Below are 14,052 nucleotides of genomic sequence, written 5' to 3'. Positions count from 1 at the left end.
GTACACAGCTTCCGGCGAGTTACCCACAGCATTGGCGCCGTCATCCACATGTCATCCACACAGCCTGTGGATAACAAGATTGGCTGACGCCGCTCTCGGGCCTACCGTGGTTCGTTGCCCGACTCGCCGACGGCGGATTCGGGTGCCCCAAATGTCAGAGCCGTGTCGTAGAAAGAGTGACACGGCGAGGTCCGCGTTGCGGACGGGAGGAGGCGGCCCGGTGAGCATGCCCGAGCCCATGGACGACCCTTGGGCCGACAGCGGTCCGGGTGACCGTCTGCCCGCCCGTCCGCGCCGTAACAGCGAAGGCCGCGGCCGCGGGGACGAACAGCACGACCGGGGCCGCGAGGGCGGCTCCTGGGACTCCGGCGGCGGTGGCGGCGGCTTCGAGCGCGTCCCTCCCCAGGACCTCGACGCCGAGCAGTCGGTGCTCGGCGGCATGCTGCTCTCCAAGGACGCCATCGCGGACGTCGTCGAGGTCCTCAAGGGCCACGACTTCTACCGGCCCTCGCACGAGACGATCTACCAGGCGATCCTCGACCTGTACGCCAAGGGCGAGCCGGCCGACCCGATCACCGTCGGCGCCGAGCTGACCCGGCGCGGCGAGATCAGCAAGGTGGGCGGGGCCTCGTACCTGCACACCCTGGTCCAGTCCGTGCCGACCGCGGCGAACGCCGAGTACTACGCGGAGATCGTCCACGAGCGGGCCGTCCTGCGCCGCCTGGTCGCCGCCGGTACGAAGATCACGCAGATGGGCTACGCGGCAGACGGCGACGTCGACGAGATCGTCAACAGCGCCCAGGCCGAGATCTACGCCGTCACCGAGCAGCGGACCTCCGAGGACTACCTGCCGCTCGGCGACATCATGGAGGGCGCCCTCGACGAGATCGAGGCGATCGGCTCCCGCAGCGGCCAGATGTCGGGCGTTCCCACCGGCTTCACGGACCTGGACTCGCTGACGAACGGCCTGCACCCGGGGCAGATGATCGTCATCGCGGCCCGTCCCGCCATGGGCAAGTCCACGCTCGCCCTGGACTTCGCCCGGGCCTGCTCCATCAAGAGCAACCTGCCGAGCGTGATCTTCTCCCTGGAAATGGGGCGCAACGAGATCGCCATGCGCCTGCTCTCGGCGGAGGCCAGGGTCGCGCTCCACCACATGCGCTCGGGCACGATGACGGACGACGACTGGACCCGGCTCGCCCGCCGGATGCCGGACGTCTCCGCCGCCCCGCTCTACATCGACGACTCCCCCAACCTGTCGATGATGGAGATCCGGGCCAAGTGCCGCCGGCTCAAGCAGCGCAACGACCTCTCGCTCGTGGTCATCGACTACCTCCAGCTGATGCAGTCGGGCGGCTCGCGCCGTCCCGAGAGCCGCCAGCAGGAGGTCTCGGACATGTCCCGAAACCTCAAGCTGCTGGCGAAGGAGCTGGAGGTCCCCGTGATCGCCCTCTCCCAGCTGAACCGTGGTCCGGAACAGCGCACCGACAAGAAGCCGATGGTCTCCGACCTGCGTGAGTCGGGTTCCATCGAGCAGGACGCGGACATGGTGATCCTGCTGCACCGCGAGGACGCGTACGAGAAGGAGTCCCCCCGTGCGGGTGAGGCGGACCTGATCGTGGCGAAGCACCGTAACGGCCCCACGGCCACGATCACGGTGGCCTTCCAGGGCCACTACTCCCGCTTCGTGGACATGGCCAACACGTAGCATCCGATCATGGATGAGCTTGCTGAGGACCTGGAACTTCTCCCTGCCACCCGGCGCGCGCTGAGGCACCGGATCGCCGTCGCGCAGAGCGAAGGGCGGGCGCCTTCCGTGGTGGCGGCCGTCCTGCGGGGCGGGGAGGTGGTCTGGGAAGGCTCCCGGACCTCGGTCGAGGGACACGGTCCGGACGGTGACGTGCAGTACCGGATCGGTTCGATCACCAAGACGTTCACGGCGGTTCTCGTGATGCGGCTGCGGGACGAGGGCCTGATCTCGCTCGCCGATCCGCTGGAGAAGCATCTGCCGGGGACCGGCGCCGGTCAGGTGACCGTCGGCCAACTGCTGTCCCATTCGGGCGGCTTGGCGGCGGAGACGCCCGGTGAGTGGTGGGAGCGCACCCCTGGTGAGCAGCGGCCCGAGCTCGGCGACGTGCTGGGGGAGGAGCCGTTCAAGCTGGCACCGGGAACCAGGCACCACTACTCCAACCCGGGTTACACCCTGCTGGGTTCGCTGGTGGAGGCGGTGCGCGCAATGCCCTGGGAAGAGGCGCTGCGGACCGAGGTGCTGGAGCCGCTGGGGCTGGTGCGCACGAGCGGACAGCCGCAGGCCCCGCACGCGGGCGGCTGGGCGGTGCATCCCTGGGCGGACGTGATGATGCCCGAACCGCTGGAGGACCTGGGCCTGATGGCCGCGGCCGGCCGGCTGTGGTCCACGACCCGGGACCTGGCCCGGTTCGCCGATTTCCTGCTGCGCGGTGACGAGCGCGTCCTGTGCGCCGGGTCCGTACGGGAGATGCGCACTGCGGCCTCTCCCCCGGAGCCCGGCCTCGCCGAGCTGGGCTACGGGCTCGGCATGCAGCTGGCGGCCGTCGGCGGGCGCAAGCTCGCGGGGCACAGCGGTTCGCTGCCCGGCTTCGTCGCGGGGCTGTGGCTGAGCGAGGTGGACGACGTGGCGGCGGTGGTGCTGGCGAACTGCACCTCGGGACTTCCGGCCTCGACGGTGGCCGCGGATCTCGTGGGCATCGTGGCGGACGCCGAACCGCGCTTCCCGCAGCCGTGGCGGCCGTTCCTGGAGTCGGACCACGTGCCGCTCGAACTGTGCGGCCCCTGGTACTGGGGGACTTCGGCCCAGGTGGTGCGCCTGACCGCGGACGGGCTGCTGGAGCTGGGGCCGGTGGGCGGAAGCGGGCGCACGTCCCGCTTCCGGGCGGAGCCGGACGGCAGCTGGACCGGACTCTTCGGCTACTACGCCGGTGAGACGCTGCGGGCGGTGCGCCGTGCGGACGGCTCGGTGAGCCATCTCGACCTGGCGTCCTTCGTGTTCACCCGGGAGCCCTACGACGCCGACGCTCCGGTGCCCGGCGGGGTGGACCCGCAGGGCTGGCGGGGCATCGGCTGACAGCCCCGGCCCCGGGCCGGATCAGGCGACGAGTTCACGCTCCAGCGGAGTACGGAAACGCGGGGTGATCCGGGCCTCTCCCACCCATGCGGCGAGCCGCGCGGCCTCGGCGGTGATCGCCTGCTCGGCGGCCCGGCCGGGGCTGCCCAGCAGCCGCCAGACGATCTCGCCGTCGGAGCGCTGCGCCCAGCCGCCGACGATCTCGCCGTTCCACCACACGGTGGGGCCGATGTTGCCGGCGTAGTCGAACAGGGCGCTCCTGTGGGCGGGGTCGAGGTGGAAACCGCGGTCGGCCCAGCCCATGCCGGTGGGGTCGAGGCCGGGCAGCAGCGCCGCCCAGGGCTCCGGCGCCGGTTCGGGCCCGGCGTCCCCGGGGCTGACCAGCGCGGTGGTGCCGTCTTCGAGGCGGACCTGGTCGGGGCCCACGGCGGCGAGGGCCTTGCGGACGTCCGTGAGGGTCCAGCCGGTCCACCACTTGAGGTCCGCCTCGGTGGCGGGACCGTACGCGCGCAGCCATCTGCGGGCGATCTCGGTGCGGGCCTCTGCGGCGGGTACGGCGGGCCAGGGCTCGGTGTGGACCCAGCGGTACTGGCTGGAGGTCCATGAGCCACGCGGCCGGTCACGGCGGATCCGGCCGTCGGCCGCGAGCAGCCGGATGACCCGGGTGGCGACCCCCTGCTCGGCCTCGTACTTCTTGCCGCGGCTGATGGTGATCTTCTGGCGCAGCGCTGGTAGGGCCGCGGACAGCTGGCTGCCGGTGGAGGGGCCGTGGGCGTCGAGGGCGTCGAGCGCGGCGGCCTCCACGCCGGCGAGCCAGGCGGCGTCGAGTCCCTGTCCGTCCTCGTCGAGGTGCTTGAGGAGGGTGCGGCGCTCCTTCGCAGCGATCGCGCGGGCGGTGGAGGCGTCGACGTGCGGGGCGAGTTCGGCGGAGACCGCGAAGAGCGTGTTGCGCATGCTGAGCAGGCGCACGAGGCTTACGTCCTCGTAGAGCGCTCGCTCGATCGCGTCCGGGCCGCCCTCGGCGAGCCGGGCCCGGGCCGAGAGGAAGACGGTCGCGGCGTCGGTGGCGTGCAGGGCCACGACGGAATCAGCTGTCTCCACGACGGTCGCGGCGCGGGCCGACGGAGCCAGACGGTGGCGCCGGCCGAGCCGGTGGCGTCGCTCGGCGGTGGTGACGAGAGGGAGGCTCATCCTCCCGATCGTAGGCCGGGCCGCCGACACGGCGGCCCGGCTTGCCGGAACGTCCGGTCAGAGCTGGAGCTTGAACCCGACGTGCGAGGCGGTGAACCCGAGCCGTTCGTAGAAACGGTGGGCATCGGTCCGGGTCACGTCCGAAGTCAGCTGCACCAGCGCGCAGTTCTCGGCACGGGACTTCTCGACGGCCCATTCGATGAACCGGGTGCCCAGGCCGCCACCGCGTTCGTCGGCGTGGACGCGGACGCCCTCGATGATGGAACGGGTGGCTCCCTTCCGGGAGAGTCCCGGGACGATCGTCAGCTGGAGGGTGCCCACCACCCGGTCGGCGCGGACGGCGACGACCAGGTGCTGGTTCGGGTCGTTGGTCAGCCGCTTCAGGGCTGCGAGGTACGGGGTGAGGTCGTCGGGGGACTCGCGGGTGGCGCCGAGCGGGTCGTCGGCCAGCATGGCGACGATGGCGGGGACATCGGCCTCGGTGGCCGGCCGGATCATCAGCTCGGGAGTGTCGGTCATGATGCGTTCTCCTCTCAGCCCGCGGCCACGGTGAGCGGCGCCCACCGACGGGTCCAGTCGCCGGGCAGGCCGGGGATGTCCCGGGTCATGACGGCATTGAAGGCCACGGAGGCCAGGCCCCGGTCCTTGAGCCAGGCGAGGAATTCCTCGTGTCGTACGTCGACATCGGTGCGCAGCGCCCGGTCGGTGCCGAGTGCGAGCGCGGTGACCAGTGACTGGGCGGTCGCGGTGTCATGGGCGATCAGCGGGCCGATGACCTGGGTGTTCATATTGGGCCAGGCCGCGGCGTAGCCGGTGAGTGCGCCGCCCTGGGAGTGGTCCTCGGCGACGACCAGCCGGTCGGCGAAGGCGGGCAGCCGGGTGATCATGTGCGTGCGGTCGGTGCCGAAGACCTCGGCGTCCAGGCGCAGAATGCGGGGAAGGTCCTCGGCGGTCGCCGGCCGGACCCGGGAGGTGCCGTACGTGCCGGGGGTGCCCTCGTGCCGGAAGGGGCCCGTCAGCATCTCGGTGCGGCCGGTGGTCTCGAAGCCCAGTTCCTCGTAGAGGGGCCGCCCGTAGGGAGTGGCGTGCAAGGTGAGGGGGACGCCCTTGAGCACGCCGTCGCAGACGTGGGTCATCAGACGGCGGCCCAGGCCCTGGCGGGCGAAGCGGTCGGCCACGAGAACCATCCCGATGGCGGCGAGATCCGGTCCGGCATGGGTGTCGCCGTAGCGCGTGACGACGCAGGCGGCCGCGAGTCCCCGGCCGTCCGGAGCGTCGACGCCGTAGCCGTTTCCGGCGGTGAGGAGCAGACGCCACTTGTGGTCCTCGCGGAGCCATCCGCGATCTTCGGACAGGTCGGCGCAGCGGCGGAGATCGTCCACGGTCAGCGCCCGGATCGGTAGATCGGTGATGTGTGGTGGTGTCACCTGACCCAGACTGGATCATGGACTGGGAGTCGTCCAGAGGGTTTGGGGTCGGATGTTTCACGTGAAACACCAGGTGCCCGGCACAGGAGCCGCCGGACGGTGTTTCACGTGAAACACGGTGTTTCACGTGAAACGGACCGGCTAATCTCGTTGGCCATGACCCTCCTGCACCTCTTCGACCTCGACGGGACGCTGATGTACGGCTCGGCGGCGCCGGTCGAGATTTCCCGCCAGCTCGGGCTGAGCGCCGAGATCGCCGCGCTGGAACGGGCCTTCGGTGCGCAGGAGATGGGGCCGCACCAGTTCTCCGTGGCCGCCCACGCCCTCTGGGCCGATCTGACACCCGCGCACGTCCGGGCGGCGTTCGACGGGGCTCCCTGGCTCGCGGGGATCCGGGACGTGTGGCAGGAGATCAGGGACCGCGGGGACTACTGCGCGGTGATCTCCCTGTCACCGTCGTTCTTCGTGGAGCTGCTGCTGGAGTGGGGCGCGCACGCCGCGCACGGCTCGGTGTTCCCGGAGGTGCCGTTCACCCGTCCAGTGGAGGAGTCCGGGATCCTGACGCCCGAGGGCAAGGTCAGGGTGGCGGACCGGCTCTGCGCGCAGTTCGGTGTGAGCCGGGCCGACTGCGTCGCGTACGGGGATTCGGTGACCGACGCGATGCTCTTCGAGGCGGTGCCGGTCTCGGTGGCGGTGAATGCGAGGCCCTATCTCGCCGAGCGTGCGACCCATGTCTACGAGGGCCGGGATCTGCGGGACGCATACCAGCTTGTTGGGCTGACGCGCCCGGGAGTTGACGCATCTTAGGAGGAAAGTGGGTTCGAAACGCGGATTTTCCGCGTTTTCCCGCAGGCCTCTGAGTCGGCTGGCACGCTGTGAAACCCGGAACCACGGATTCACAGGCCGTGGCGTGTGCAGACCGACCGAGATGCTCGAAGCGAGGCACCGCATGGACGCTCCGCCCACCAGATCGGCCAGACGCGAATCGGCCCGGATATCCGGCGAGGGCGGTGCGATCGAGCCCTCACCGGATGCCGTACTCATCCGCCGGACCCTCGCGGAGATCGCCCCCGTCGCCGACAAGGTGACCTCGTATTTCTACGCTCTGGTGTTCACCGGGCACCCGGAAGTACGCGGCATGTTCCCCGCCGCCATGGACGTGCAGCGGGACCGGCTGCTGAAGGCACTGCTGACCGCCGCCGAGCACATCGACAATCCCGCCGTCCTCGTCCCCTACCTGCGCCGACTGGGCGCTGGGCATCGCAAGTACGGCACGATGGCCGGCCATTACCCGGCGGTCGGCGAGGCCCTCGTCGGGGCACTGGCCCGGTACGCGCATTACAGCTGGGGGCCCGAGACACAAGCGGCCTGGGTGCGGGCGTACACCGCGATTTCCCAGATCATGATCGACGCGGCGGCGGAGGAAGAGGTGAAGGCCCCCGCGTGGTGGCACGCCGAGGTGGTCTCCCACGATCTGCGTACCCCGGACATCGCGGTACTGACGGTCCGCCCCGACCAGCCCTACGCCTTCCTCGCCGGCCAGTACGCGAGCCTGGAGACCCCGTGGTGGCCACGGGTGTGGCGGCACTACTCCTTCGCCTCGGCGCCGCGTGCTGACGGACTGCTGTCCTTCCACGTCAAGGCCGTCCCCGCGGGCTGGGTCTCCAACGCGCTGGTGCGCCACGCCCGCCCGGGAGACGTACTGCGCCTGGGACCGCCGGCCGGGTCGATGGTGGTGGACCACACCACGGACAACGGCATGCTGTGCCTGGGCGGAGGCACCGGGATCGCTCCGATCAAGGCGCTGATCGAGGACGTGGCCGAACACGGCGAGCGGCGACCGGTGGAGGTGTTCTTCGGGGCCCGCAGTGACAGCGACCTCTACGACAAGGACACGCTGCTGGGGCTCCAGCGCTCGCACCCGTGGCTGTCGGTGCGCCCGGTGGTCGGTGACGGGCTGGCCGGACAGCTGCCGCACGCGGTGGGTGAACACGGGCCGTGGAGCTCGTACGACGCGTTCATCTCCGGCCCGCCCGCGATGATCCGCAACGGCGTGGACGAACTCCTGCGGATCGGGATCCCCTGCGAGCGGATCCGGCACGACGCGGTGGAGGAGCTGGCCGGCATCGCCGGTTGAGACCGGAGGCAGCCCGCCGGTCTCAGCCCGGCTTCAGCCCAGGTCGGGAGCGTGCATGGCGCGGACACCCTCGATGTTGCCGTCGAGATAGTGCCGCAGGGACAGCGGGACGAGATGGACGGCGGCGATGCCCACCCGGCTGAAGGGCACGCGGACGATCTCGTACTCGCCCTCGGGCTCGTCGACCTCGGGGCCGTGCCGCAGGTTCGGGTCCATCGATTCGAGGCGGCAGACGAAGAAGTGCTGCACCTTCACGCCGGTCACCCCCCCGTCGGCGATGTGCTCGACGGTGTCGACGAAGCAGGGCACCACATCGGTGATCTTCGCACCGAGTTCTTCGTGGACCTCCCGGTGGAGGGCGTCGACGACGGTGGAGTCCGAGGGCTCCACTCCCCCGCCGGGGGTGAGCCAGTACGGATCGACGCCGGGCCTGGTGCGTTTGATGAGGATCAGGTCGTCACCGTCGAGCAGGATCGCGCGGGCGGTGCGTTTGACCACGGGACGTTCGGTCATGGGAGAAGAGTGGCCCGCCACTCCGCTTCTGAAACGCGCCACGGGCCGGAAAAGGGCGGACTCACCAGTCCACTGAGGCATCCAGCAGCCGGTCGTGCGCCCTGGCGAGGTGGGCGAGGGCCAGGCTCCCGGTCCGCACGACCAGGAACCAGGTGCGCAGCGGTGGCACCGCAGGCTCCGCCAGCGCCACGATCCGACCGCTGTCGAGGGCGTCCTGGCACAGGTAGCGGGGCAGGACGGCGAGCCCGGCGCCGGCCCGGACGCACTCCAGTACGGCCCGCAGGTCGGGCACGACCACGGTGGCGGCCAGGCACCTGGCATCGGGCAGGGTGTCGAAGACGGCGGCCCAGTAGCGGGTGACGAGCGGCAGGCTCTCGTGGACCTCGACCAGCGGGATGCCGTCCAGCGCGGCGGAACCCTCCTCGCGCAGCCGGTCCATGTCGACGAGGGCCGCCCAGTAGGGCGCGGCGACCAGGACGTGCTCCTCGTCGCACAGCGCGGTGGCCGTGAAGAGCCCGCCCCGGGGGTGGGCGGTGGTGACGACGAGGTCGTGGTGGCCGGCGGCAAGCCCGTCGAGGGTCGCCTCGGCATCGGTCTGCGGGGCGGCGCGCAGGGTATGGCCCTGGCCGACCAGGAGAGCGAGGGCGGGGAGCACGCGCAGGCACAGGAACTCGGGAGGGCCGGCGACGTGGAGGGTGCGTAACGCGCCGGCGGCCTCCCGCTCGGCCTCGGTGATCCGCAGCAGGGCGTCGAGGTGCGGGGCGGCCTTGTGAGCCAGTTCGTCGCCGACGGCGGTGGGGGTGACGCCACGAGCCCGGCGGTGGAAGAGCGGACGCCCCAACTGGCGCTCCAGGGTGCGGATCTGCGAGGTCACGGCAGGCTGGGACAGTCCGAGGAGGGCGGCCGCGCGCGTGAACGAGCCGGCCCGGTGGACGGCGACGAAGGTGCGCAGCAGGGTCAGGTCCATCGCTGCACCTCTCGGTGGGGGCCTTCAACTATAAATATGCAGATAGCTCCCTGTCGTTACCGTGATTGGACTCTGACGCAGAGTCAACTAGCCTTGTCGCGTGGTTCTTCGCGCGCGGAACCCGGGGCGGTCCGAGCCACCAGGGGGGAGGCTCGGACCGCTTCGCACGGCGACGGCCGTGCCCGGTTCAGCCCTGGGGGGTGTCTTGCCGATCATGCCGGGCTCGCGGGGTCCGGCCTGACCGACAAGACACCCCCTAGGCGCCCGCGTGGTCGAGGGCCCGCAGCACGTCCGCGACCAGGTCCTCGGTGTCCTCGGCGCCGGCGGAGAAGCGGATGAAGCCCTCCGGCACGGCGTCGCCGCCCCAGCGTCCGCGCCGCTCGGCGGTGGACCGTACCCCGCCGAAACTCGTGGCGTCCTCGACCAGGCGCAGGGCGGCCATGAACCGCTCCGCGTGCGCGCGGTGGGGCAGGGTGAAGGAGACCACCGACCCGAAGCCCCGCATCTGCCGGGCGGCCGTCTTGTGGGAGCGGTCCGTGGGAAGCCCCGGGTAGCGCAGTCCGCTCACGTCCGTCCGGTGCGTCAGAGCCTCGGCGACGGCCAGTGCGTTGGCCCACTGGCGCTGCGCGCGCAGCTGGATCGTGGCGAGGGAGCGGTGGGCGAGCCAGGCTTCCATGGGACCCGGGATCGCACCGACGATCTTGCGCCACCGCCGGACGCGCGCGGCGAGCTCCGGATCGCGGCAGACGACGTATCCGAGCAGTACGTCGCCGTGGCCGGTGAGGCCCTTGGTGCCGCTCGCCACCGAGAAGTCCGCCCCCAGCTCCAGGGGCCGCTGCCCGAGTGGGGTGGCCAGAGTGTTGTCGACGGCGACCAGGGTCCGGCCGGCGTGCGCGGCGTCCACGAGGCGGCGCACGTCACACACGTCGAGCCCGGGGTTGGAAGGGGTCTCGATCCACAGCAGCCGGGCCCCGTCGAGGACCGCGAGCTGGGCGTCGTCCCCGGTTGGAGCGGTGCGCACGTGGATCCCGTACGCCTCCAGCTGCTCGCGCAGCAGGGGCAGAGCCTGGTAGCCGTCGTCGGGCAGGACCACGCTGTCACCGGTATGAGCCTGGGAGAGGAGGACGGCGGAGACCGCCGCCATGCCGGAGGCGAAGACGATCGTGTGCACGTCCTCGCCCGGGGCCTCCAGTTCCCCGATCGCCCGTTCCAGCAGCGTCCAGGTGGGGTTGGTGTCGCGGCCGTAGGCGTACGGGCCTTCGACGTCGCCGGGGAGGTGGAAGTGGGCGGCGAAGACCGGTCCGGGCAGCGGCGGTTCGTTCTTGACGGCCTCGGGCAGTCCGGCCCGCACGGCCCGGGTGCCGTCGCCGAGCGCGGCAGCTCCGGTCTCCGGTGTCTCCTGCGTCTCCTGCGGGGCGTATTCGGTCACGCGGTGTGCTCCTTCACGGCGGCGCGTACGGTGTCCAGCAGGCCGGGGCTCGCGGCCTCGACCAGCTCCAGGCACTCCTCGAACCCGTCGAGCGGCCCGTAGTAGGGATCCGGTACGTCGGTCTCCGCGGCCGAGGCCGCCGGATCGTAGGACCGCAGCAGCCGCACCTTGGCGGCGTCCTGCGGAGTGGGCGCGAGGGCCCGGAGGTCCCGCAGATGCCCGGCGTCGAGCGCGATGACGAGGTCGAGGCGGGCGAACCAGGAGGCGCGGAACCGGCGGGCCCGGTGGTCCTGCCTGTAGCCGGCCGCCTCCAGGACGGCGATGGTGCGCGGATCTGCGCCGTCCCCCTCGTGCCAGCCGCCGGTCCCGGCGCTGTCCACCTCGACCACGGTGGAGAGGCCGTCGGCCGCCACATGGGCACGGAAGACCGACTCGGCCATGGGGGAGCGGCATATGTTGCCCGTGCAGACGAAGCAGACGCGGTACATGGCAGGCCCGCTCAGTTCTTGTCGGGCAGGACCATGTTCATGGCCCAGGAGACGATGGAGATGATCAGGCCGCCGAGGAGCGCGGTCCAGAAGCCGTCGACATGGAAGCTGAGATCGAGCTGCGTGGCCAGCCATGAGGTCAGCAGCAGCATCAGGGCATTCACGACAAGGGTGAACAGGCCGAGGGTGAGGATGAACAGCGGCAGCGAGAGCAGCTTCACCAACGGCTTGACGAGCAAGTTGACCAGGCCGAAGACCAGCGCGACCAGGATCAGGGTGAGCGCCCGTCGGCCCGTGCTGCTGCCGTCGTCGAGGGTGATGCCGGAAAGCAGCCAGATGGCGACGGCCAGGGCCGCCGCGTTGGCGAGCGTCTTGACTACGAAATTCGTCATGTGTCTGATCGTGGCAGAGAAGATCCCGGTGGGACATCCGCAGATCAGCGGATGCAAGGGAACGATCGAGTACAAGGGGCACAACGACGATGAAAGCCTTCCGGCTTGACGAGCTCGAAGCGGAGCGGGCCGCGAACGACGGCGCTTATCTGCAGTTCCTGCGCGAGCGGAACATGTCGGTCGGGCTGTACGCGCTCGACGCCGGACAGATCGATCCGCAGCTGCCGCACCGGCAGGACGAGGTGTACTTCGTCGTCAGCGGCCGGGCCTCGATCACGGTCGGGGAGGAGACGACGACCGTGGCGCGCGGCAGCGTCGTCTACGTCCCGGCGGGTGTGGCCCACAAGTTCCACCACATCACCGAGGACCTGAAGGTGATGGTGGTGTTCTCCCCGCCGGAGGGCTGAGCGGCCCGCCCGGATGAGGGTCGCGGCCCTGATCCCCCTAAGGGGCGGATCAGGGGACTCCGAGGGCTCGCGGGCCCCGCTACGGGGCCCGGGACTTCTAGCATCGAGAGCAGGAAGTAGCGGACGAAGTCACGGACGAAGAAGAGGTCGAGGACATGGACGGCATCCGAGAGATATTCGCAGGCATGCCCTGGTGGGTTAAGTGGGTCGCGGTTCCACTGCTGGCGCTCTTCGTCTTCGGCGGTGTGATCACCAGCATCCTGGGCGCGCTGATCGGGTTCGTCTTCAAGCTGCTCCTCTTCGTCGGCCTCGTCGGCGGCCTGATCTTCGTCGTGAAGAAGTTCAGCGGCAGTGGGTCGAAGTCCTCCTCCGGCGAGTGGTAGCCAGGAGCGGTCCGGGCGGGTCCGGGATTGCGCCAGGTGAGGGAACATGACCCGCTGAACGGCTCACATCCCCGGAATCGGTGGATAGAGTGGCAATCTATGCCGTTCCCTGGGCACCGAAAGCCGGTACCGCCGCTCCGACCTGCCGCCCTGACCTGCGGCGACGCAAAACGAGCCGCCGAGTACGACCCCCAGGAGCGACGGCACGCGCGGGGGCGGCCCCCGCAGGGCGGGCCTCCCCAAAGGCCCGCCGCCACGCCTGGGGGTGAGCTTTGTCTCCGGTTCACAATGCCGGTGTGCCGACTCTGATCGGTTCGGTGCAGCGCGCGCTGAGGCTGCTCGAAGCGGCGGGGTCCCATAGCGGGGGAGCCCCGGCAAAACAGCTGGCGCGCGAGGCCGGGCTCCCGCTTCCCACCGCGTACCACCTGCTGCGCACACTGACGCACGAGGGCTACCTGCGCAGAGTGCGCGGAGTGTTCGTACTGGGCGAGGCCGCGGAGCGGCTCGCCCGTGGGGGACTCCAGCAGAAACGTCGCAGCATGATCCTCGACTCGCTCGCGTACTTCCGCGACACGGTCGGGGCCCCCGTCTACTTCGCGGTCTACCGCGAGGGTGAGATCGAGGTCGTGGGTGTCTCGGACACTCCGACCAGCCCGGCCTGCGAGGAATGGGCCGACTTCCGTGAGACCGGCCATGCGCACGCCATCGGGCAGTGCCTGCTCGGGCAACTCGACGAGAAGACGCGCAGGGAGTACTACGACCGTCATCCGGTCGAGGCCATCACCCCCTATACCGTCCGCGATCTACGGTCCCTGGAAAACCGGATCGGGGCGCTCGGGCGAATGCAGCCGGTGATCGAACGCCAGGAATATGCCCTCGGCACGATCTGCGCCGCCATCCCCATTACGGCCGGCGATACGGTCGCGACGATGGCCATTTCTCTACCTCTCCACCAAGAAGAGCGATTGCTCTATGTAGTCAATCGGCTACGGAGTGAAGTAGGCGCGCTGTTGAGCACCCTCTCGTTCTCTATCAGTATCTGAAAACTCACTCCTTGTGATCTGCTACCACTTCCACCACTCTTGTCAAGTGGGTCCTGGGGGATCATTCCTGGCCACTTCAACTACAGCGGGGTAGTCCATGCGCGAGTCGGTACAGGCAGAGGTCATGATGAGCTTCCTCGTTTCCGAGGAGCTCTCGTTCCGGATTCCGGTGGAACTCCGGTACGACGCACGCGACCCCTACGCAGTCCGCCTGACCTTCCACCTTCCCGGAGACGCGCCCGTGACCTGGGCGTTCGGCCGGGAGCTCCTCCTCGACGGCATCAACAAGCCATGCGGTGACGGCGATGTGCACATCGCACCCACCCACCCGGAGGACCTGTCCGACGTCCACATCCGCCTTCAGGTCGGCGGTGACCGGGCCCTGTTCCGGGCCAGCGCGGCGCCGCTCGTCGCGTTCCTCGACCGCACCGACCGGATCGTTCCGCTCGGACAGGAGCGCAATCTGGGCGACTTCGAGGAGAACCTCGACGAGGCCCTCGGCAAGATCCTCGCCGAATCGCAGCAGAACGAACAGAACGCCGGCTGACCGGCTGACCGGCTACCGACCCGCT

At 70.2% G+C, this 14,052-nt stretch carries 16 protein-coding genes; 8 read left to right on the top strand and 8 right to left on the bottom strand.

Annotation, left to right across the window (positions count from 1 at the left end; all coding sequences use genetic code 11):
- Positions 1–238 precede the first annotated feature (238 nt).
- Both dnaB and ACFY0D_RS21655 read left to right on the top strand, forming a co-directional pair.
- On the top strand, positions 239–1,708 hold the full coding sequence (gene dnaB, locus ACFY0D_RS21660; protein WP_390799770.1) for a replicative DNA helicase: 1,470 nt from the start codon (positions 239–241) through the stop codon (positions 1,706–1,708).
- A 9-nt stretch (positions 1,709–1,717) separates the two neighbouring features.
- Positions 1,718–3,103 carry a serine hydrolase domain-containing protein gene (locus tag ACFY0D_RS21655; protein ID WP_390799740.1) on the top strand — a complete coding sequence of 462 codons (1,386 nt, stop codon included), beginning with the start codon at positions 1,718–1,720 and terminating at the stop codon, positions 3,101–3,103.
- Between the two features lie 21 nt (positions 3,104–3,124).
- Here ACFY0D_RS21655 and ACFY0D_RS21650 read toward each other — a convergent pair whose 3' ends face one another.
- From ACFY0D_RS21650 to ACFY0D_RS21640, 3 genes are read right to left on the bottom strand one after another with little or no spacing between them, the layout of a single operon-like run.
- Positions 3,125–4,294 (bottom strand): winged helix DNA-binding domain-containing protein, encoded by a 1,170-nt coding sequence (locus ACFY0D_RS21650; protein ID WP_390799739.1) that lies wholly within the window; start codon positions 4,292–4,294, stop codon positions 3,125–3,127.
- 57 nt (positions 4,295–4,351) lie between these two features.
- The gene (locus ACFY0D_RS21645; RefSeq protein WP_390799738.1) at positions 4,352–4,813 is read right to left on the bottom strand and encodes a GNAT family N-acetyltransferase; all 462 of its coding nucleotides are present in this window, start codon (positions 4,811–4,813) and stop codon (positions 4,352–4,354) included.
- Between the two features lie 14 nt (positions 4,814–4,827).
- Entirely contained in the window at positions 4,828–5,721 is an 894-nt protein-coding gene (locus ACFY0D_RS21640) for a GNAT family N-acetyltransferase (RefSeq protein ID WP_390799737.1), read from the bottom strand.
- Positions 5,722–5,877: 156 nt separating this feature from the next.
- Between ACFY0D_RS21640 and ACFY0D_RS21635 the strand changes: the two genes are divergently transcribed.
- Together ACFY0D_RS21635 and ACFY0D_RS21630 are read left to right on the top strand one after the other, a co-directional pair.
- Entirely contained in the window at positions 5,878–6,528 is a 651-nt protein-coding gene (locus ACFY0D_RS21635; protein ID WP_390799736.1) for an HAD family hydrolase, read from the top strand.
- Between the two features lie 121 nt (positions 6,529–6,649).
- On the top strand, positions 6,650–7,858 hold the full coding sequence (locus tag ACFY0D_RS21630; protein WP_390799735.1) for a globin domain-containing protein: 1,209 nt from the start codon (positions 6,650–6,652) through the stop codon (positions 7,856–7,858).
- 33 nt (positions 7,859–7,891) lie between these two features.
- Here ACFY0D_RS21630 and ACFY0D_RS21625 read toward each other — a convergent pair whose 3' ends face one another.
- The 5 genes from ACFY0D_RS21625 to ACFY0D_RS21605 all read right to left on the bottom strand — a co-directional run bounded on the left by ACFY0D_RS21625 (position 7,892) and on the right by ACFY0D_RS21605 (position 11,647).
- A complete protein-coding gene (locus tag ACFY0D_RS21625; RefSeq protein WP_390799734.1) occupies positions 7,892–8,371 on the bottom strand; it encodes an NUDIX domain-containing protein in 480 nt (159 codons plus the stop codon).
- 61 nt (positions 8,372–8,432) lie between these two features.
- The gene (locus tag ACFY0D_RS21620) at positions 8,433–9,338 is read right to left on the bottom strand and encodes a LysR family transcriptional regulator (RefSeq protein WP_390799733.1); all 906 of its coding nucleotides are present in this window, start codon (positions 9,336–9,338) and stop codon (positions 8,433–8,435) included.
- A gap of 256 nt (positions 9,339–9,594) precedes the next feature.
- The gene (locus tag ACFY0D_RS21615) at positions 9,595–10,767 is read right to left on the bottom strand and encodes a cystathionine gamma-lyase (protein WP_390799732.1); all 1,173 of its coding nucleotides are present in this window, start codon (positions 10,765–10,767) and stop codon (positions 9,595–9,597) included.
- Positions 10,764–11,255 (bottom strand): low molecular weight protein-tyrosine-phosphatase, encoded by a 492-nt coding sequence (locus ACFY0D_RS21610; RefSeq protein ID WP_390799731.1) that lies wholly within the window; start codon positions 11,253–11,255, stop codon positions 10,764–10,766. The genes ACFY0D_RS21615 and ACFY0D_RS21610 overlap by 4 nt, the downstream gene beginning before the upstream one ends.
- An 11-nt stretch (positions 11,256–11,266) precedes the next feature.
- The gene (locus ACFY0D_RS21605; protein WP_301369091.1) at positions 11,267–11,647 is read right to left on the bottom strand and encodes a phage holin family protein; all 381 of its coding nucleotides are present in this window, start codon (positions 11,645–11,647) and stop codon (positions 11,267–11,269) included.
- Positions 11,648–11,736: 89 nt separating this feature from the next.
- On the opposite strand from ACFY0D_RS21605, the gene ACFY0D_RS21600 reads away from it, so the two are divergent.
- The 4 genes from ACFY0D_RS21600 to ACFY0D_RS21585 all read left to right on the top strand — a co-directional run bounded on the left by ACFY0D_RS21600 (position 11,737) and on the right by ACFY0D_RS21585 (position 14,027).
- Positions 11,737–12,054, top strand: a complete 318-nt coding sequence (locus ACFY0D_RS21600) for a cupin domain-containing protein (RefSeq protein WP_030008372.1) — start codon at positions 11,737–11,739, stop codon at positions 12,052–12,054.
- A gap of 155 nt (positions 12,055–12,209) precedes the next feature.
- Positions 12,210–12,437, top strand: a complete 228-nt coding sequence (locus ACFY0D_RS21595) for a DUF5326 family protein (protein WP_314243241.1) — start codon at positions 12,210–12,212, stop codon at positions 12,435–12,437.
- Positions 12,438–12,733: 296 nt separating this feature from the next.
- Entirely contained in the window at positions 12,734–13,480 is a 747-nt protein-coding gene (locus ACFY0D_RS21590; protein WP_390799730.1) for an IclR family transcriptional regulator, read from the top strand.
- Positions 13,481–13,577: 97 nt separating this feature from the next.
- The gene (locus tag ACFY0D_RS21585) at positions 13,578–14,027 is read left to right on the top strand and encodes an SsgA family sporulation/cell division regulator (protein WP_030008369.1); all 450 of its coding nucleotides are present in this window, start codon (positions 13,578–13,580) and stop codon (positions 14,025–14,027) included.
- The last annotated feature ends 25 nt before the right edge of the window (positions 14,028–14,052 follow it).

This window comes from Streptomyces sp. NPDC001502 (genome assembly GCF_042894785.1).
GTDB classification, from domain to species: Bacteria; Actinomycetota; Actinomycetes; order Streptomycetales; family Streptomycetaceae; genus Streptomyces; species Streptomyces kutzneri.
This window is presented reverse-complemented; position numbering and strand designations above follow the sequence as displayed.

What these genes read in the sequence shown, in the direction of transcription:
- ACFY0D_RS21645 (WP_390799738.1), bottom strand. Translation starts at nt 4,813, where the DNA reads ATGACCGACACTCCCGAGCTGATGATCCGGCCGGCCACCGAGGCCGAT.
- ACFY0D_RS21605 (WP_301369091.1), bottom strand. Translation starts at nt 11,647, where the DNA reads ATGACGAATTTCGTAGTCAAGACGCTCGCCAACGCGGCGGCCCTGGCC.
- ACFY0D_RS21655 (WP_390799740.1), top strand. Translation starts at nt 1,718, where the DNA reads ATGGATGAGCTTGCTGAGGACCTGGAACTTCTCCCTGCCACCCGGCGC.
- ACFY0D_RS21585 (WP_030008369.1), top strand. Translation starts at nt 13,578, where the DNA reads ATGCGCGAGTCGGTACAGGCAGAGGTCATGATGAGCTTCCTCGTTTCC.
- ACFY0D_RS21630 (WP_390799735.1), top strand. Translation starts at nt 6,650, where the DNA reads ATGCTCGAAGCGAGGCACCGCATGGACGCTCCGCCCACCAGATCGGCC.
- ACFY0D_RS21595 (WP_314243241.1), top strand. Translation starts at nt 12,210, where the DNA reads ATGGACGGCATCCGAGAGATATTCGCAGGCATGCCCTGGTGGGTTAAG.
- ACFY0D_RS21600 (WP_030008372.1), top strand. Translation starts at nt 11,737, where the DNA reads ATGAAAGCCTTCCGGCTTGACGAGCTCGAAGCGGAGCGGGCCGCGAAC.
- ACFY0D_RS21635 (WP_390799736.1), top strand. Translation starts at nt 5,878, where the DNA reads ATGACCCTCCTGCACCTCTTCGACCTCGACGGGACGCTGATGTACGGC.
- ACFY0D_RS21625 (WP_390799734.1), bottom strand. Translation starts at nt 8,371, where the DNA reads ATGACCGAACGTCCCGTGGTCAAACGCACCGCCCGCGCGATCCTGCTC.
- ACFY0D_RS21620 (WP_390799733.1), bottom strand. Translation starts at nt 9,338, where the DNA reads ATGGACCTGACCCTGCTGCGCACCTTCGTCGCCGTCCACCGGGCCGGC.
- ACFY0D_RS21610 (WP_390799731.1), bottom strand. Translation starts at nt 11,255, where the DNA reads ATGTACCGCGTCTGCTTCGTCTGCACGGGCAACATATGCCGCTCCCCC.
- dnaB (WP_390799770.1), top strand. Translation starts at nt 239, where the DNA reads ATGGACGACCCTTGGGCCGACAGCGGTCCGGGTGACCGTCTGCCCGCC.
- ACFY0D_RS21650 (WP_390799739.1), bottom strand. Translation starts at nt 4,294, where the DNA reads ATGAGCCTCCCTCTCGTCACCACCGCCGAGCGACGCCACCGGCTCGGC.